Annotated in this window: 12 protein-coding genes; 6 read left to right on the forward strand and 6 right to left on the reverse strand. The window is 51.3% G+C overall.

The genetic code is table 11. The features are described 5' to 3' along the window. Positions 1 to 4: 4 nt before the first annotated feature. The 3 genes from cydC to trxB form a co-directional block, all read right to left on the reverse strand. Positions 5 to 1,735: a heme ABC transporter ATP-binding protein/permease CydC gene (gene cydC / locus WH298_RS16455; protein WP_180823733.1), complete on the reverse strand. Its 1,731-nt coding sequence runs from the start codon at positions 1,733 to 1,735 to the stop codon at positions 5 to 7. Then, a complete protein-coding gene (gene cydD / locus WH298_RS16460; RefSeq protein WP_180823348.1) occupies positions 1,735 to 3,504 on the reverse strand; it encodes a heme ABC transporter permease/ATP-binding protein CydD in 1,770 nt (589 codons plus the stop codon). Before cydD ends, cydC begins: the two co-directional genes overlap by 1 nt. A 145-nt stretch (positions 3,505 to 3,649) precedes the next feature. Beyond that, positions 3,650 to 4,615 (reverse strand): thioredoxin-disulfide reductase, encoded by a 966-nt coding sequence (trxB, locus tag WH298_RS16465; RefSeq protein ID WP_007887501.1) that lies wholly within the window; start codon positions 4,613 to 4,615, stop codon positions 3,650 to 3,652. 520 nt (positions 4,616 to 5,135) lie between these two features. Between trxB and lrp the strand changes: the two genes are divergently transcribed. From lrp to WH298_RS16495, 6 genes are all read left to right on the forward strand, one after another. Further along, positions 5,136 to 5,630, forward strand: a complete 495-nt coding sequence (gene lrp, locus WH298_RS16470; protein ID WP_006118610.1) for a leucine-responsive transcriptional regulator Lrp — start codon at positions 5,136 to 5,138, stop codon at positions 5,628 to 5,630. Between the two features lie 119 nt (positions 5,631 to 5,749). Continuing rightward, complete coding sequence (locus WH298_RS16475) at positions 5,750 to 9,139, forward strand: DNA translocase FtsK 4TM domain-containing protein (protein ID WP_180823349.1); 3,390 nt, start codon at positions 5,750 to 5,752, stop codon at positions 9,137 to 9,139. A 175-nt stretch (positions 9,140 to 9,314) separates the two neighbouring features. Next, positions 9,315 to 9,926 carry an outer membrane lipoprotein periplasmic chaperone LolA gene (gene lolA, locus WH298_RS16480; RefSeq protein ID WP_049851011.1) on the forward strand — a complete coding sequence of 204 codons (612 nt, stop codon included), beginning with the start codon at positions 9,315 to 9,317 and terminating at the stop codon, positions 9,924 to 9,926. Between the two features lie 7 nt (positions 9,927 to 9,933). Next, a complete protein-coding gene (locus WH298_RS16485) occupies positions 9,934 to 11,280 on the forward strand; it encodes an AAA family ATPase (RefSeq protein WP_180823350.1) in 1,347 nt (448 codons plus the stop codon). Between the two features lie 97 nt (positions 11,281 to 11,377). Then, positions 11,378 to 12,670 carry a serine--tRNA ligase gene (gene serS, locus WH298_RS16490; protein ID WP_007887492.1) on the forward strand — a complete coding sequence of 431 codons (1,293 nt, stop codon included), beginning with the start codon at positions 11,378 to 11,380 and terminating at the stop codon, positions 12,668 to 12,670. A 312-nt stretch (positions 12,671 to 12,982) separates the two neighbouring features. Continuing rightward, on the forward strand, positions 12,983 to 14,134 hold the full coding sequence (locus WH298_RS16495) for an MFS transporter (protein ID WP_036620530.1): 1,152 nt from the start codon (positions 12,983 to 12,985) through the stop codon (positions 14,132 to 14,134). Positions 14,135 to 14,188: 54 nt separating this feature from the next. On the opposite strand, the gene pflA is transcribed toward WH298_RS16495, so the two are convergent. From pflA to focA, 3 genes are all read right to left on the reverse strand, one after another. Continuing rightward, positions 14,189 to 14,929: a pyruvate formate lyase 1-activating protein gene (pflA, locus tag WH298_RS16500; RefSeq protein ID WP_180823351.1), complete on the reverse strand. Its 741-nt coding sequence runs from the start codon at positions 14,927 to 14,929 to the stop codon at positions 14,189 to 14,191. Positions 14,930 to 15,090: 161 nt separating this feature from the next. Continuing rightward, complete coding sequence (gene pflB / locus WH298_RS16505; RefSeq protein ID WP_007887486.1) at positions 15,091 to 17,373, reverse strand: formate C-acetyltransferase; 2,283 nt, start codon at positions 17,371 to 17,373, stop codon at positions 15,091 to 15,093. Between the two features lie 69 nt (positions 17,374 to 17,442). Continuing rightward, positions 17,443 to 18,303 (reverse strand): formate transporter FocA, encoded by an 861-nt coding sequence (focA, locus tag WH298_RS16510; RefSeq protein ID WP_049851013.1) that lies wholly within the window; start codon positions 18,301 to 18,303, stop codon positions 17,443 to 17,445. Positions 18,304 to 18,446: the final 143 nt, after the last annotated feature.

An 18,446-nucleotide genomic window follows, 5' to 3' on the forward strand; every position in this document is an offset into this window, starting at 1 on the left:
AAGACTATAGCGTAAAGCGCTGATGGAAACGCCAGTAGCGGCCTGCTTTTGAGATTAATTCGGCGTGCGTGCCGGATTCAATAATTTGCCCGCCATCCATAACACAAATGCGGTCCATGGCTTCTAAGCCGCTTAAGCGATGCGTCACCATAATCAACGTTTTGCCACGGCTCACTTGCTGCAATAGCGAAAGAATCTGCTGTTCGGTGCTGGCGTCCAGGCCTTCGGTGGGTTCGTCCAGCAGCCATAAATCGCCATCGTGCAGCAGCGCGCGCGCTATCGCCAGACGACGCAATTCGCCGCCAGACAGGGGGCGACCGCCGTCGCCCATCCACGCATTGAGGCCCTCATCATTTTCGGTAAGATGCGCCAGGCCCACCTGGTCTAACGCGGCGATCAACTGCTCGTCGCTGGCGCTGGGTTGGGCGAGCAACAGGTTGTCACGCAGCGTTTGGCTAAACAAATGTACACGCTGCGTCACGACGCTAATGCGGCTGCGCAGTGAAGCTTCATCCCAACTGGCGAGGTCGATTTCATTCAGGGCAATCGAACCTTGCTGCGCTTCCCAGCCACGGGTAATCAGCGTTAACAGACTGGATTTACCGCAGCCGGTTGGGCCGAGCAGCGCCAGATGTTCGCCTGCGCGCAATGATAACGAAAAATGCTGCAGTACGGGTTCCGGACGTTGTGGGTAGCTAAAACTAATGTTTTCCAGTTTTAGACTAAGACCGGCAACGCTCTCGATTTTCATGCTGGGAAAATGAATTGCGGCGGGTTGGTCGATGATCTCTTGCACGCGCTGAGCCGCGCTAGTGACTTGAGCAAGAGGTAAAAACGCGCCAGCCACGGGGGCCAGCGATTCGAATGCAGCCAGTCCGCAGAACACAAACAACGCGATGAAAGCGCCTGGGGCGCTGTTTTCACCCACACCCTGAGCAGAAATCCATAATAGGAGCGTCACGGTCACTCCGCTGATCAGCAGCAGCAGGCTTTGTGCCAGCGCCTGTAAACGGTGTTGTTTGCGTTGTGCCTGCTGCCAGTTGAACTCTTCCGTATCCAACTGACTGCGCCACGAAGGCGCTGCGCCATAAATTTTCAGCTCAGATAAACCGGTGAGCCAAAGTGTTAATTGCAGACGCCAATGGGCTTGATGCTGTGCGATCTGCTGTCCGGCTGAAGCACCCAGTCGCCAGAACAGCGGCGGCATCAGCATCAGCGTAAGCAGCATGATGCCGCCGAGCAGCAGCGCTAGCGGCACATCCAGCAAGGCTAAACCGCAGGTAACCACTACAATCACTACCGCAGCGCCGATCAAAGGTGAAATGACACGCAGGTAAAGATGGTCGAGCGTATCGACATCACTGACGAAGCGGTTGAGTAATTCGCCCTGACGAAAACGGGCCAGCTGCTCAGGAGCCAACGCGATAAGTTTGCTAAAAGTGAATACACGCAAATGTTGCAGCACGCGGAAAGTGGCATCGTGACTGACTAAACGCTCAAAATAGCGCGCTGCGGTGCGGGTTATCGCTGCGCCTCGTACACCTGCAGCGGGCAACATGTAGTTAAAGGTAAAGAGCCCTGCGACACCCGCCAGCGAAGAGGCCGCGAGAAACCAGCCGGATAACGTTAGCAGGCCAATACTGGCAAGCAGGGTGACAATCGCCAGCACAATGCCAAGGCCAAGGCGCCACGGATGACGACGAAACAGCTGCAGGAAAGGCAATAAATCTTTCATCATGCGATCTCCTTCTGACGATGCTGTGCCATATCACGCAGCGGTCCATCTTGCAGAATCAGTTGCTGCCAATGGCCTTGCTGCACCAACTGCCCAGCTTGCATAACCCACACTTCATCCCAGTTCGCGAGATCGTGGAGTTGATGGGTGATCATCAGCGTGGTTTGTTGGTTAGCCGCTTGCTGCAGGGCGCTAATGACGTGTTGCTCGCTTTGGCTATCAAGGCCGGATCCCGGTTCATCCAGCAACAGTAATTGTGCCGGTTTAAGCAGTGCGCGTGCGACGGCAACACGCTGCGCCTGTCCGACAGAAAGGCCAATGCCGCCATCGCCTAAAACGGTATCTAATCCTTGCGGCAAGCGGTCTAAGAATTCATCAACGCCCGCGCGTTGCAACACTATCGCGAGCGTAGCGTCATCAACATGGTTGTTCATTAATAAGTTTTCACGCAGCGTCGTTGCAGGCAGATGCGGATTTTGTCCAACCCAGGCGAGATGTTGTTGCCAGCTATCGCGATGGATATCCCGTAATTCAGTCGCGTTTATCAGTAACGAACCTTGATAAGGCAGGAAGCCGAGCAGCACATTCATCAGCGCAGTTTTTCCTGCGCCACTTTGCCCAACCAATGCCACACGTTTACTCGCTTCGAGGGTGAAATTCAGCGGCTGCGATAGCGGCTCACCGCTGGCGGTTGTCACCACCAGATCTTTCGCCTGAATGGTCAGTGTTGCGGTTACGGTAAGCGCAGCCGAACATTGGTCGGCTGCCAGATCGGGGCTTTCACGAAGAAATTGATCCAGTGCATCAGCTCCGCCAATCGCCTGCGCTTTAGCATGATAGAAGGTGCCTAAGTCGCGTAATGGCTGGAAAAATTCCGGCGCCAGAATTAATGCCAGGAATCCGGCAAAGAGCGTTACGCCGGTGCCGTAATGTCCAAAGTTCAGTTCGCCCAGATAAGAGAAACCAAAATAGACCGCGACAACGGCGATCGCCAGTGAAGCAAAAAACTCCAGTACGGCGGATGAGAGAAACGCCAGGCGTAAAACTTCCATGGTGCGCTGACGAAAATCAGTGGTGCTAGCAGCGATCGCTTGTTGCTCTGCAGCGGCGCGGTGGAACAGGCGCAACGTCTCGCGGCCACGCAGACGATCATAGAAATCGCCGCTAAGTCGGGCAAGAGCAAGAAAATTGCGCCGGTTAGCATCCGCAGCACCCATACCAACCATCGCCATGAATAATGGAATCAGCGGCGCGGTCACCAACAAAATCAACCCCGCCGCCCAGTTAACCGGGAAAATTGCCAGCAAAATAGCCAGGGGAATAAATGCCGCCAACGGCATCTGGGGCAGATAGCGCGCGTAGTATTCCTGCATCTCTTCGATTTGTTCGAGCAGTAGCGTCGCCCAACTACCAGCGGGCTTTCCCTGAATCCAGGCCGGGCCTAATTCATTGAGCCGGTCCAATACCTGTTGACGCAACGCCCGCCGAATAGCCACTCCAGCGCGATGGCCTGCCATTTCACGGGCATAATGCAGCCCGGCGCGCAGCACGAAGCACAGCAGTAGTAAGAGAAAATCGTTAAGAAGCGCCGAGCGCGGTTGTTGAGCCACAATCAAATTTTGCAGCAGCGAAGCCAGCAACCATGCCTGGGCGATGATCACCAAAGCACCAGCAAAACCCAACAGTGAAGCTGCACGCAAGCTGCTTGCGCCATGATGACGTTGCTGACGGAGCCAGCGAAGAAGTTCTTGTTGCCGTGATTTGTTCATGCGATGCCGTTTGGTAACTCAAAAGAGATGTCAATCCCGGATGAAAACCCAGCAGTGTAGGGCGCCTGAACTGTAGCACGCAGGTAATAAAAAAGGCGACCAAAACTGGCCGCCTTGAGGAGATTATGATCAGGTTATTAACAACTTACTTATCGTTTTTAACCAGTCCGTCGAGGAAGCGTTCAGCATCCAACGCGGCCATACAACCGGTACCGGCAGAGGTGATTGCCTGGCGATAGATATGGTCCATGACGTCACCGGCAGCGAATACGCCCGGAATGCTGGTCTGCGTGGCATTGCCGTGCAAGCCAGACTGCACTTTGATGTAGCCGTTTTCTAATTCAAGCTGACCATCAAAGATCGCGGTATTCGGGCTGTGACCGATCGCAATGAATAAACCTGCAACGTCCAGTGATTCTGGTGCTTCGCCATTGGTAGAAAGCAGTTTTAGGCCAGTTACACCCATTTGATCGCCAACCACTTCATCCAGCGTGCGATGAGTATGAAGCACGATGTTGCCACTGCGCACTTTCTCCATCAGACGATCGATGAGGATTTTTTCGGCACGGAAACTGTCTCGGCGGTGAATCAGATGCACTTCAGCGGCAATGTTTGCCAGATAAAGGGCTTCTTCAACTGCGGTGTTACCGCCGCCAATTACCGCAACCTTCTGATTGCGATAGAAGAAACCATCGCAGGTCGCGCAGGCGGACACGCCTTTGCCCTTGAAGGCCTCTTCCGATGGCAAGCCTAGATAACGCGCGGAGGCGCCAGTTGCGATGATCAACGCATCCGCAGTGTATTCGCCGCTGTCACCAACCAAACGGAACGGGCGGTTCTGCAAATCAACCGTATGAATGTGGTCAAAAATGATCTCGGTATTGAACTTCTCGGCGTGCTCTTGCATGCGCTCCATTAGCGCTGGACCGGTCAGATCGTTTGGATCGCCTGGCCAGTTTTCCACTTCAGTCGTGGTGGTGAGCTGACCGCCTTTTTCCAGCCCGGTAATTAAGACCGGATTCAGGTTAGCGCGCGCTGCATACACCGCAGCAGTATAACCGGCTGGACCGGAGCCCAGAATGAGCAGCTTACTGTGTTTGGCCGTACTCATGCGTTCCTCAATTTTTTCTGACAACATAGTTTTTGATTGTAGGGAAATTAACGCCGCAAAAAAAGGCTTCAGCAATTTTGTTAACAATCGCTGTAAGCGGCGTAGACGATGAGTACAGATTCTGCACGTGCGCTGCGCCAAAAGGGGGCAATGCTCGGCAAATAGTGGTGCAGCAGCATAAAAATTCTCATTTAAAAACAGCAACCCAGATCTCTATCTGGCATCTTGTACTGAATTTGGATGTTTTACTTTGACAATCGCCTGCGCTTTTGCGAAAACATTGGGAGAAGCAGAGAATATTTAGCGATTCAAAACAGAATTTCATTTCCGTTTTGGGCTTTTTAGCCGAATAAACTCAGCCTGACATTGGTAATGACGCATGATGTGGACAGACAACATGCGTCATACGGATGGTCGCATTTCTGCACAGGCTTATCGTCTTCACTTCAGTAAGGCCCTGAACAATGAGCGTTTTCAGGGTGTGGCAGGTAAAGGGAAGGAATTAAGAGAGACAATAATAATGGTAGACAATAAGAAACGCCCCGGAAAAGATTTAGATCGTATCGACAGAAATATTCTGAATGAACTGCAGAAAGACGGTCGAATTTCCAATGTCGAGCTTTCCAAACGTGTTGGATTATCGCCAACACCTTGTCTTGAGCGCGTACGTCGCCTTGAGCGTCAAGGTTTCATTCTGGGTTACACCGCGCAACTCAACCCGCATTATCTGGATGCTTCGCTGCTGGTATTCGTTGAGATTACTCTGAATCGTGGTGCGCCAGATGTGTTTGAGCAATTTAACGCCGCTGTGCAAAAACTTGAGGAAACTCAAGAATGTCACCTCGTTTCCGGTGACTTTGACTACCTGTTGAAAACCCGCGTACCGGATATGTCCGCTTATCGTAAGCTGCTGGGTGAAACCTTGCTGCGCCTGCCGGGCGTAAACGACACCCGTACTTACGTGGTGATGGAAGAGGTCAAACAGAGCAATCGTCTGGTGATCAAAACCCGGTAGTGCAGGGCAGGTGCAAAGCTTGCAGGATTTCGGTACACTCCTGTGAATTCATACAGGACCAGCGTCGGGCATGCCCGACGTTGTTGCCTTCTTAATTTACAGGCACCTGGAGAGTTCTCTTGAGCCAGGAATATACAGAAGATAAAGAAGTTTCGTTACAACCGCTGAGCAGTGGACGCCGTCTATTGGAAGCGTTGCTGATTCTCGTGGCCTTGTTCGCCGTCTATTTGATGGTGTCGCTGGTTAGTTTTAACCCTTCAGACCCAAGCTGGTCGCAAACCGCCTGGCACGAGCCTATCCATAATCTGGGTGGTAGCGTAGGTGCATGGCTGGCAGATACGCTATTGTTCATTTTTGGCGTGATGGCCTACGCCATTCCTCCCGTGATCATTGGTCTGTGTTGGATCACCTTCCGCCAGCGCGATCGTCAGGACTACATTGACTACTTTGCCGTGGGCTTGCGCCTGATTGGCGTATTAGCATTAGTCGTGACCACCTGCGGCCTTGCGGCGCTTAATGTTGATGATATCTGGTATTTTGCTTCCGGCGGCGTCATTGGCAGCCTGGTAAGCAATGCGATGGCGCCATGGTTTAGTTCTGCCGGCGGTACGCTGACGCTGCTGTGCGTTTGGGCGGCAGGAATCACGTTGTATACCGGTTGGTCCTGGTTAACCATTGCCGAGAAAATTGGTGGCGTGGTGATGGGCGTTCTAACTTTCGCCAGTAATCGTTCACGTCATGATGAGCCGTGGCAGGAAGATGAAGAATATGACGATGAGGAACACACTGATGATGTTCCGCCTCCGATTCATGCTGCGCAGTCTGTAAATGAAGACGATGACGTACTGTTGGCGAAACCACGCAAGGTAAGTGAATCGGTTACTGAAGAGTTGGGTGATGATCCGCTGTTGGCAAAAGCCAGTGCAGCAACCGCCGCTGCGATTGCTGTTACTACTCAAGCTGCACAACAAGCACCAGCTTTAGCGGCACCCGTCGCCAACGCACCCGCAGAACCTGTCGCAATGCCTCGTTCTGTGGAACCAGCGCCGGTATCGATTCCCGCTCCTCAGCCTGTCGCTGCGGCGCCAGAATCGATTCCACAATCCGCGACTCCGCTTTATCGCTTTGAAGTGCCGAATCAACCCGTGCCTTCACCGTTTTCGCCTGTCGATGATGATGAAGGTCCGAGTATGGGGAATTGGCAAGATGCCGATCCCTCTTCGGCATCATTCAATAGCGTAGCCGCTGCATCTCTGGCAACCGGGGCAGTAAAAGCCGCTGCTTCACCTGCTGCTTACTCGCCTGCTTTCGATATTGTGCCTGAACGTGATTACAACCCGCAGGTAAAACAGGGCATTGGCCCAGAGTTACCGCGGCCAAATAAAGTCAAATTACCAACGCGACGCGAGTTGGCCTCATACGGCATTAAGCTGCCTTCGCAGCGTATGGCCGAAGAGCAAGCTAAAGATGCGGAGCAACAGCAGCCGGAAATGACGGCATCCTTTAGCGCTCCTTCGCATGAGGATGATATTGAACTGCAGGAAGCGCAGTTGCGTGATGCTTTCGCGTCACAGCAGCAGAATCGCTACGGTGAAAGCTGGCAAGATGTTCGCGAGCCTGAAGATGAGGACGCACTGCAGCAGGCGCAACTTGCGCGTCAGTTCGCCGATCAACAGCAACAACGCTATAACGAACCTGAAGTTAAGGAGGCGCCGATATTCAATCTGGATACGACCTCTGCTTTCGACTTCTCACCAATGAAAGATTTGGTCGATGATAGCCCAAGTGAACCGCTGTTTACGCTTTCAGCAACGCCAGAGCCCGAAGAGCCTGAACAGCGGCAGGAACCGGCTGTTCCGCAGCCTTCGCCGCTGCCGTCGTTGAGTGCAGAGTCCAGTCCGTGGTCGTCACCGGAGCAGGAGGCCTATTCGGCGCCGCCGGCACCAGTGAAGCCCGCTGCGCCTGTCCAGGACAGCCTGTTCCACCCGTTCCTGGTTCGTCATGAACAGCCGCTGGAAAAACCTTCTACGCCACTGCCAACGCTGGATCTCCTGACGTCGCCACCGGCAGAAGAAGAACCCGTCGATATGTTTGCTCTTGAGCAAACAGCGCGACTGGTTGAAGCGCGACTGGCGGATTACCGTGTGAAGGCGGAAGTTGTTGGGATTTCACCTGGCCCGGTGATTACCCGTTTTGAACTTGATCTGGCTCCAGGCGTGAAAGCTTCACGTATTTCTAACTTGTCACGTGACCTGGCGCGTTCCTTGTCAGCTGTTGCGGTGCGTGTGGTGGAAGTCATTCCCGGCAAGCCATATGTAGGCCTTGAGCTGCCAAATAAACGCCGTCAAACCGTTTATTTACGCGAAGTGCTGGATTGTCCTAAATTCCGCGAGAATCCTTCTCCGCTTGCCGTAGTGTTGGGCAAAGACATTGCAGGACAGCCGGTTGTCGCTGATTTAGCGAAGATGCCTCACTTGCTGGTTGCCGGTACCACCGGTTCCGGTAAGTCGGTCGGCGTTAACACCATGATCATCAGCATGCTGTATAAAGCTACCCCGGAAGAAGTGCGCTTTATTATGATTGACCCGAAAATGCTCGAGCTGTCAGTGTACGAAGGCATTCCGCACCTGCTGACCGAAGTGGTTACCGACATGAAAGATGCGGCGAATGCGCTGCGCTGGAGTGTGGGTGAAATGGAGCGTCGTTATAAGCTGATGTCGGCACTGGGCGTACGTAACCTTGCGGGCTACAACGAAAAGATTGAGCAAGCTGCAGCGATGGGCCGACCAATCCCCGATCCATTCTGGAAGCCGGGCGATAGCATGGACACTACGCCGCCAGTGCTGGAAAAATTGCCGTATATTGTGGTGCTGGTCGACGAATTTGCCGACCTTATGATGGCGGTGGGTAAGAAAGTCGAAGAGTTGATTGCACGTCTGGCGCAGAAAGCGCGAGCTGCGGGCATTCACTTAGTGCTGGCAACGCAACGTCCGTCGGTAGATGTCATTACGGGCCTGATTAAAGCTAACATCCCGACGCGTATCGCTTTCACCGTTTCCAGTAAGATCGATTCGCGTACTATTCTCGATCAGGGTGGCGCAGAATCGTTGCTGGGAATGGGCGACATGCTTTACATGCCGCCTAACTCCTCTATGCCAGTGCGTGTGCACGGTGCGTTTGTGCGCGATCAGGAAGTGCATGCGGTGGTCCAGGACTGGAAAGCGCGTGGTCGCCCACAATATATCGAAAGCATTACCGCGGGTGAAGAGAGCGACAGTGCTGCTGGCGGTATGATGGGTGATGAAGAGTTGGATCCGCTGTTCGATCAGGCGGTCTCTTTCGTGGTGGAAAAACGCCGCGCTTCCATCTCTGGGGTTCAGCGCCAATTCCGTATTGGCTATAACCGTGCTGCACGCATCATCGAACAGATGGAAGCGCAGGGTATCGTTTCTGAACCCGGACATAATGGTAACCGCGAAGTACTATCGCCGCCGCCACACGAGATGTAGCTTAATACGTGCAATTGTTCTCTTATGGGCCAGTTAATACTGGCCCATTGTTTATCTGTTGGTTGATCCCCATATTTTCGGGAGCTTTCGGCTTTTTCTCCTGTCGAAGAGACAGGGCGGCAACTACGTTTAATGTGGTAAGTGTCGGGAAACAATGAATAAGGAATTGAATCAGATGAAATTACACGTTATTGCCTGCGGCCTAATGGCCAGTTTAGTTTCCGCATCAGTTTTGGCGGATGCGTCCAGCGATCTGCAACAACGTCTCAATAAAGTGAACAGCTTCCATGCCAGCTTCAGTCAGAAAGTGACTGACGGCGGCGGTGCCAATGTACAGGACGGCGAAGGAGAGCTTTGGGTAAAGCGTCCAAGCTTGTTTAATTGGCACATGACAGCACCGGATGAAAGCGTGATTATTTCTGATGGTAAGAATCTGTGGTTCTACAATCCATTTGTTGAACAAGCAAGTGTTAGCCTGCTGCAAAATGCCGCCAGCAACACGCCGTTTATGTTGATTGCTCGCAACCAGCCAAGTGATTGGAAGCAATACAACATCAAGCAGCAGGGTGATAACTTCGAGCTGACCCCGAAAAGCAGTGATGGCAATCTCAAGCAATTCACCATTAATGTGACGTCAGCAGGCACCATCAATAAGTTCAGCGCGATTGAGCAAGATGGACAGCACAGCGATTACCAGTTGAAAAGCCAGAACAACGGCGCCATTAGCCCAGATAAATTCACCTTTACGCCGCCAAAAGGAGTAACGGTGGACGATCAACGTCAGTGAGGCCACAGTGAGTAATCTGTCTCTGGATTTCGCCCCGTCGAATGAGTTTCAGCCGCTGGCCGCGCGTATGCGGCCGGCTACGCTGCAACACTATATTGGGCAGCAACATTTGCTGGCGCCAGGTAAGCCCTTACCGCGTGCCATTGAGGCTGGGCATCTGCATTCGATGATTTTATGGGGACCGCCGGGGACGGGGAAAACAACGCTGGCTGAAATCATTGGCCATTATGGTAAAGCCGATGTTGAGCGCATATCTGCGGTGACTTCTGGTGTTAAAGAGATTCGTGAAGCCATCGAACGTGCGCGTCAAAATCGTCAGGTGGGTCGTCGCACCATCTTGTTTGTAGATGAGGTGCATCGCTTCAACAAAAGCCAGCAAGATGCGTTTTTGCCACACATTGAAGATGGCACGATAACTTTTATTGGCGCCACCACCGAAAATCCCTCGTTTGAACTCAACTCGGCGTTACTATCGCGAGCACGTGTTTATTTGCTTAAGTCGCTCACCATCGCTGATATTGAGCAGGTACTGCTGCAGGCGATGGAGGATGAAGAACGCGGCTATGGCAAGAGTGATATTGTGCTGCCGGATAATACGCGTCGCATGATTGCTGAACTGGTCAATGGTGACGCACGTCGTGCTTTGAATACGCTGGAAATGATGGCGGATATGGCAGAAAGCAACGCTGAGGGCCAGCGTGAATTAACGCCACAGTTACTCAATGAAGTGTCGGGTGAAAGGGCAGCGCGTTTTGATAATAAAGGCGACCGCTTCTACGATCTGATTTCCGCCTTGCACAAATCTGTGCGTGGCTCAGCACCTGATGCGGCGCTCTATTGGTATGCAAGAATCATCACCGCTGGCGGAGATCCATTGTATGTCGCTCGACGTTTACTGGCGATTGCCTCAGAGGACGTCGGAAACGCCGATCCACGCGGTATGCAGGTCGCATTGGCCGCCTGGGATTGCTTTACCCGCGTCGGTCCAGCTGAGGGTGAGCGAGCCATTGCTCAGGCGATTGTTTACCTTGCCAGTGCGCCAAAAAGTAATGCAGTTTATACCGCTTTCAAAGCCGCGATGCGCGATGCGCGCGAGTTTCCTGATTACGACGTGCCGGAGCATTTACGCAATGCGCCCACTAAGTTAATGAAGGAAATGGGATTGGGTAAAGAGTATCGCTACGCGCACGATGAAACTCACGCATATGCGGCTGGGGAAGTCTATTTCCCGCCGGAAATGGCGCAGACTCGCTACTATCAGCCGACGAATCGCGGGCTTGAAGGGAAAATTGGCGAAAAACTCGTCTGGCTGGCTGAGCAGGATCAAAATAGCCCGATAAAACGCTACCGCTGATAAACACCTTACGGTAAGGTGAGCAAGGATTTCATTGCATTCCATAGGGATGCGTCCCGCCATTCGTTCAATCAACCTTTTATTACACAGGATTAGCATGCTCGATCCCAACCTGCTGCGTAACGAGCCAGACGCAGTCGCAGAAAAACTGGCACGCCGAGGATTTAAACTGGATGTGGAAACGTTACGTTCGCTCGAAGAGCGTCGTAAAGTCTTGCAGGTAGAAACTGAAAATCTACAGGCTGAGCGTAATTCCCGATCCAAATCCATCGGTCAGGCCAAAGCACGTGGGGAAGATATCGAGCCACTGCGTCAGGAAGTGAACGCACTGGGCGAACGCCTGGATGCGGCTAAAGCAGAACTGGATACGCTGCAAAATGAGATCCGTGATTTTGCCCTCGCGCTGCCTAACCTGCCGGTTGATGAAGTGCCGTTGGGTAAAGATGACAGCGAGAATCAGGAAGTCAGCCGCTGGGGCCAGCCGCGCCAGTTTGATTTTCCGGTAAAAGACCACGTTGAGTTGGGTGAAGCCGCCAAAGGCCTCGATTTTGCAGCCGCCGTAAAACTGACTGGTTCACGTTTTATCGTGATGCAAGGTCAGATCGCGCGCCTGCATCGTGCCTTAAGCCAGTTTATGCTTGATCTGCACACGCAACAGCACGGTTATCTCGAAACCTATGTTCCCTATCTGGTCAACCAGGAAACATTGTACGGTACCGGACAATTGCCGAAATTTGGTGAAGACCTGTTCCATACCAAACCGTTGGGCGAAGAAGCGGGTAGCAGCAACTATGCGCTGATCCCAACAGCAGAAGTGCCGTTGACCAACTTAGTGCGTGATGAGATCGTTGAAGAAGAAGCGTTGCCGATTAAACTTACCGCGCATACGCCATGCTTCCGTTCAGAAGCCGGTTCATATGGACGCGATACGCGCGGCTTAATTCGTATGCATCAGTTCGACAAAGTTGAGATGGTGCAGATTGTCGCACCTGAATCTTCCATGGATGCGTTAGAAGAGTTGGTCGGCCACGCTGAGAAGGTGCTGCAACTGCTCAATCTGCCATATCGTAAAGTTCTGCTTTGCACCGGCGATATGGGCTTTGGTTCAGCCAAAACCTACGATCTGGAAGTTTGGTTGCCCGCGCAAGATACCTATCGCGAGATTTCATCTTGTTCCAACATGGGTGATTTCCAGGCGCGTCGTATGCAGGCGCGTTGCCGTAGCAAAACCGATAAGAAGCCCCGTTTGCTGCATACGCTGAATGGTTCTGGTTTGGCGGTAGGCCGTACTCTGGTTGCGGTGCTTGAAAACTATCAGCTGGCCGACGGTCGTATTGAAGTTCCTGAAGTATTGCGTCCTTATATGGGCGGTCTGGAATTTGTTGGCTAATCAACGCTCAATTATATCAACCCGGCAATGCCGGGTTTTTTGTTTCTTAAGCTGTAACATAATTATTTTTTAGTTGGAATTAATCAGAAATAAACGTTATCGACAGCAAATGGCTATAAAGCATTAAAAATCGCTAATTCAAGTAGATAGCTATCCATATTAATTGCTCCTGCACCCTTCTAACCTGCTGAAGATAAGAAAAATAAATTGTTCATCAGCAAATCGTGCTGCGGTGATTTTTTGCACATTGACTTTAAAATGGTGAATGGCAAACTGCGCGCAATTATCATCATCTCTTTTGGTTTCTTCACTATGTCAACCTGGTCCCGCCCCGTCGTTTTGCTGCTCTGCGGCTTAATGCTTATGACGGTGTCTATTGCTGTGCTTAATACGTTGGTACCGCTGTGGCTTACTCATGATCAATTGCCAACCTGGCAAGTGGGTATGGCCAGCTCATCGTATTACACCGGTAATTTGTTAGGCACCTTACTGGCGGGCTGGTTGATCAATCGTTATGGTTTTAACCGCTGTTTCTATTTGGCTAGCGTACTTTTCGCCGTGGCGACCATGGGCATGGTTATGCTGGATGGATTTTACAGCTGGACGATGCTGCGTTTCACTGCAGGCATCGGATGCGCCTTGATTTGGGTTGTGGTTGAGAGCGCTTTGCTCTGCAGCGGTACCGTGCGTAATCGTGGCCAGTTACTGGCTGCTTACATGATTATCTATTATCTCGGGACGGTAGCAGGCCAGCTGTTGGTAAGCCGCCTTTCGACAGAATTGCTGCACGTGATTCCATGGGTGACCACACTGATTATCTGTGCGGTATTGCCGGTAGTTTTTGTGCAGGTAAAAGCGACTGTAGCAACGGAAGAGGCCTCAACGGGCCATATCTGGATTATGTTGCGCCGTCGCAGTTCTCGCCTTGGTATCAATGGCTGCATTATTTCCGGTATCGTTCTCGGTTCCCTTTATGGCTTGATGCCACTGTATCTTTCTCATCAGGGCATGAGCGATGCAACCGTCGGTTACTGGATGGCATTATTAGTAAGTTCAGGCATTGTCGGTCAGTGGCCAGTAGGGCGCCTGGCCGATCGTTTTGGCCGTTTGATGGTGCTGCGTGTACAAGTGTTCGTGGTGATTTTAGGTGCTATCGCTATGCTTGGTGATGCAGCGATGGCACCGGCGTTGTTTGTGCTGGGACTTGCTGGTTTTACACTCTATCCGGTGGCCATGTCGTGGGCGTGTGAAACCGTGGCGCACCACGAATTAGTGGCGATGAATCAGGCATTACTGTTTAGTTATACCGTAGGCAGTCTGGTGGGGCCGGGAATGACGGCGATGTTAATGCAGAACTACTCTGATCGACTGCTGTTTGTGATGATTGCGGCGGTGGCGCTGGTTTATCTGGTAATGTTACTGCGTAAAGTCGATCATCAGGCAACGCCAGTTGCACACGCATAATACAGAAATATGAATCACTAAAAAGGGAGCCAGCGGCTCCCTTTTTGTTTGCGATTAGTACATCACTTCATGCCCGTAGCTGGCGAGAATACTCTTTACTCGCTCCATGGTTTCCTTACTCGGCGGCTTAACACCATCCAGCTTGTACTCTTCCCCCATGGCAATCCACTTGTGTTTGCCTAACTCGTGGTAGGGCAATAGCTCAATCTTCTCGATATTATCCATATCTTTAGTGAACTCGCCTAAGCGATGAACAGAGTCGTCATCATCGGAGTAGCCTGGCACTACCACAAACCGAATCCAGGTGCGTTTACCTTTCTTCTGCAAATAGCGTGCAAAATCCAGCGTGCGATGATTAGACACACCCACCAGAATCTGATGCACATCATCGTTAATCTGCTTGAGATCGAGCATCACCAAGTCAGTGGCTTCCAGCAGTTCATCGATCACTGGATCGTAGCGGCGAACAAAGCCATTAGTGTCGAGGCAGGTATGGATACCTTCAGCCTGGCAGGCTCGGAACCAGTCACGGACAAATTCGGCTTGTAAAATCGCTTCTCCGCCGGATGCTGTAACGCCGCCGCCAGATGCATTCATGAAGTGACGATATGACAGTACATCCTTCATCAACTCTTCTACAGTTACCTCTTTCCCGCCGTGTGTATCCCAGGTATCGCGATTGTGGCAATACAGGCAGCGCATCAGGCAACCCTGGAAAAAGGTGATAAAGCGTATGCCCGGGCCATCAACGGTGCCGCAGGATTCAAAGGAGTGGATACGACCGATGGTTGACATTGCGATGAGTTCTCCAGGTGAGCCTGAACATCAGGCAGCACAATCTCTGTTGTGCTCTAAGTGAAAGTCGGTTTTGCCAGGGTGCCTGCATTAGCAAACTGGCAAAACGGACTTTGGAGAAAAGGCTCCCGAAGGAGCCTTTTAATCTTAGTAAGGTGCGATTACAACGACTGGGTGAAAGTACGTGTAATTACATCTTTCTGCTGCTCTTTAGTGAGCGAGTTGAAGCGTACAGCATAGCCAGAAACGCGGATGGTCAGCTGCGGATATTTCTCAGGATGTTCCATGGCATCCAACAGCATCTCGCGATTCATTACGTTGACGTTCAGATGTTGACCACCTTCAATGTTGGCTTCGTGATGGAAATATCCATCCATCAGGCCTGCAAGGTTAGTTTTACGCACGTTATCATCTTTGCCCAGCGCATTCGGCACGATGGAGAAGGTATAAGAGATACCGTCTTTAGCGTAGGCGAACGGCAGTTTCGCGACTGAGGTCAATGAAGCAACGGCACCTTTCTGGTCACGACCATGCATTGGGTTAGCGCCCGGTCCAAACGGCGCACCTGCACGACGGCCATCTGGGGTATTACCGGTTTTCTTACCGTAAACTACGTTAGAGGTGATGGTCAGTACTGATTGCGTTGGTACCGCGTTGCGGTAGGTTTGCAGTTTCTGAATTTTCTTCATGAAACGTTCAACTAAATCGCACGCCATATCATCAACGCGAGAGTCGTTATTACCAAACTGTGGATATTCACCTTCAATTTCGAAATCTACTGCTAAGCCATCTTCATCACGGATGGTTTTTACTTTCGCATATTTGATCGCAGAGAGTGAGTCAGCTGCGACAGACAGGCCAGCGATACCACACGCCATGGTGCGATAAACGTCACGATCGTGCAGCGCCATTAATGAAGCTTCGTAGCTGTACTTATCATGCATGTAATGAATGATATTCAGGGAGGTGACATACTGCTTAGCCAGCCAATCCATGAAGTGATCCAGACGTTCCATCACAGTATCGAAGTCGAGAATTTCGTCAGTAATTGGCGCTTCTTTTGGGCCAACCTGCATTTTCAGCTTCTCATCTACGCCACCGTTAATTGCATACAGCAGAGTTTTAGCCAGGTTGGCACGTGCTCCGAAGAATTGCATCTGTTTGCCGACAATCATTGGGCTTACGCAGCAAGCGATAGCATAGTCATCGTTATCGAAGTCAGGACGCATCAGGTCATCATTCTCATACTGCAATGAAGACGTATCGATCGAGACTTTCGCTGCGTATTTTTTGAAATTAACCGGTAATTTTTCAGACCACAGAATGGTCATGTTGGGTTCCGGTGATGGGCCCATGGTGTAAAGCGTGTTCAGGAAGCGGAAGGTGCTTTTGGTCACCAGAGTACGGCCATCAACACCCATACCGGCGAGTGATTCAGTTGCCCAGATTGGATCACCTGAGAACAGCTCATCATATTCAGGGGTACGCAGGAAGCGCACCATACGAAGTTTCATGACCAGATGGTCAATCAGTTCCTGTGCTTCTTCTTCATTCAGTTTGCCTGCCTGAATATCACGATCGATATATACATCCAGGAAGGTTGATACGCGTCCAAAGGACATCGCCGCACCGTTCTGCGATTTCACCGCAGCGAGGTAGCCGTAGTAAGTCCACTGTACTGCTTCTTGTGCATTAGTGGCCGGCAGTGAAATGTCTGAGCCATATTTCGCAGCCATCTCTTTAATCTGACCAAGCGCACGATGCTGTTCAGAGATCTCTTCACGCAGGCGGATGGTGGCTTCCAGATCAACGCCGTTTTCCATATCGCTCTGTAATGAATTGAACTGCGCGACTTTGTCTTTCATCAGATAGTCGATGCCGTACAGCGCAACGCGACGGTAGTCACCGATGATACGTCCGCGACCATAAGCATCTGGCAGGCCAGTCAGTACGCCTGATTTACGACAGCGCATAATGTCTGGGGTATAAACATCGAATACACCCTGGTTGTGGGTTTTACGATACTCGGTGAAAACTTTTTTTAGCGCAGGGTCGAGTTCGCGGCCATAAACTTTGCATGAACCCTCAACCATTTTTATGCCGCCAAAAGGAATGATGGCTCGTTTCAATGGCGCTTCAGTTTGTAGGCCAACAATTTTTTCCAGCGACTTGCTGATATAACCTGCATCGTGAGAGGTAATGGTTGAAGCCAAATCGGTATCAAAATCAACCGGAGCGTGAGTACGGTTCTCGATTTTGATGCCTTCAAGCACGCTATCCCACAGCTTAGTTGTGGCCGGAGTTGCACCGGCCAGGAAGGATTCGTCGCCTTCATACGGTGTATAGTTTTTCTGGATAAAGTCACGGACGTTGACGCTGTTCTGCCATTCGCCGGCGCTAAATCCTTCCCAGGCTGACGCCATTTTTTCATTCAGTTCGGACATGATATACCTGCCTTATTTAGGGAGACTTTGACGTATGGCGTGCTGAGTCAGCACGCCCGTACCAATTCATTAATGCACCGGCTCGTTGCCACGCAGATAGATTACCCAGTAGGTCAAACCTACTAACAATCCGCCGCCAATAATGTTGCCGATGGTCACGGGAATAAGATTGTTAAGAATGAAATCGCTAACGCTAAGTGAAGGAAATTGAGCTGCGCTTGCACCGGCCATTTGCCAGAATTCTGGGCTGGCGAAATCGCGAATAACGATGGCCATTGGGATCAGGAACATGTTGGCGATGCTATGTTCGAAGCCGCAGGCAACAAACATCGCCACCGGTAAAATCATCGCGAACATCTTATCCATCAAACTGCGGCCGGAATAACTCATCCACACAGCGAGGCAAACCATGAGGTTGGCGAGCGTGCCGAGACTGACTGCTTCAATAAAGGTGTGATGCATTTTATGGTCAGCAGTTTGCAGAACGTTCAAACCCCATGCACCATTCGCCACCATGTGTTCACCAGCTAACCAGATGAGTGCTACAAAGAATAGTGCACCGAACAGATTGCCGATATAGACGGTCAGCCAGTGTCGGCCCAGTTGCAACCAGGTAATTCGTCCGCTGGCTTTCGCTACAACTATCAATACGGTTGAGGTGAACAGGTCAGCACCGCAAACCACTACTAACATCAAACCGAGTGAGAAACAGATGCCGCCTATCAATTTTGCTATGCCATAAGGCATCGCTCCACTTCCGGTAGTCGCAGTGATATAGAAGACAAATGCAATTGAGATAAATACGCCAGCAGTAATGGCAAGGAAGAATGTGGTTAAAGGATGTTTGGTTGCTTTATATATGCCGGCTTCTTCTGCAACTTTTGCCATTGCCGCCGGTAATAATGAATTAAAAGGGTTGTCAGCTTTCACACTAACGCTCTCCAAAAATTGCCTGTAAAGATACTAACAAAGGAGTATAGGTCAGAAATTGACGTGGATCATATTTGACCGGAAGGTAGGCGCTAAGCGAAGCGACCAGTAAGGTAGTTTTCAATTAAAGTATTGAAATTAAT

This window comes from Pantoea nemavictus, from assembly GCF_037479095.1.
GTDB lineage: Bacteria > Pseudomonadota > Gammaproteobacteria > Enterobacterales > Enterobacteriaceae > Pantoea > Pantoea nemavictus.

Bases quoted from the DNA above. Each gene is read 5' to 3' on its own strand.
- cydD (WP_180823348.1), bottom strand. From the start codon at position 3,504: ATGAACAAATCACGGCAACAAGAACTTCTTCGCTGGCTCCGTCAGCAA.
- trxB (WP_007887501.1), bottom strand. From the start codon at position 4,615: ATGAGTACGGCCAAACACAGTAAGCTGCTCATTCTGGGCTCCGGTCCA.
- WH298_RS16495 (WP_036620530.1), top strand. From the start codon at position 12,983: ATGTCAACCTGGTCCCGCCCCGTCGTTTTGCTGCTCTGCGGCTTAATG.
- pflA (WP_180823351.1), bottom strand. From the start codon at position 14,929: ATGTCAACCATCGGTCGTATCCACTCCTTTGAATCCTGCGGCACCGTT.
- lrp (WP_006118610.1), top strand. From the start codon at position 5,136: ATGGTAGACAATAAGAAACGCCCCGGAAAAGATTTAGATCGTATCGAC.
- cydC (WP_180823733.1), bottom strand. From the start codon at position 1,735: ATGAAAGATTTATTGCCTTTCCTGCAGCTGTTTCGTCGTCATCCGTGG.
- pflB (WP_007887486.1), bottom strand. From the start codon at position 17,373: ATGTCCGAACTGAATGAAAAAATGGCGTCAGCCTGGGAAGGATTTAGC.
- serS (WP_007887492.1), top strand. From the start codon at position 11,378: ATGCTCGATCCCAACCTGCTGCGTAACGAGCCAGACGCAGTCGCAGAA.
- lolA (WP_049851011.1), top strand. From the start codon at position 9,315: ATGAAATTACACGTTATTGCCTGCGGCCTAATGGCCAGTTTAGTTTCC.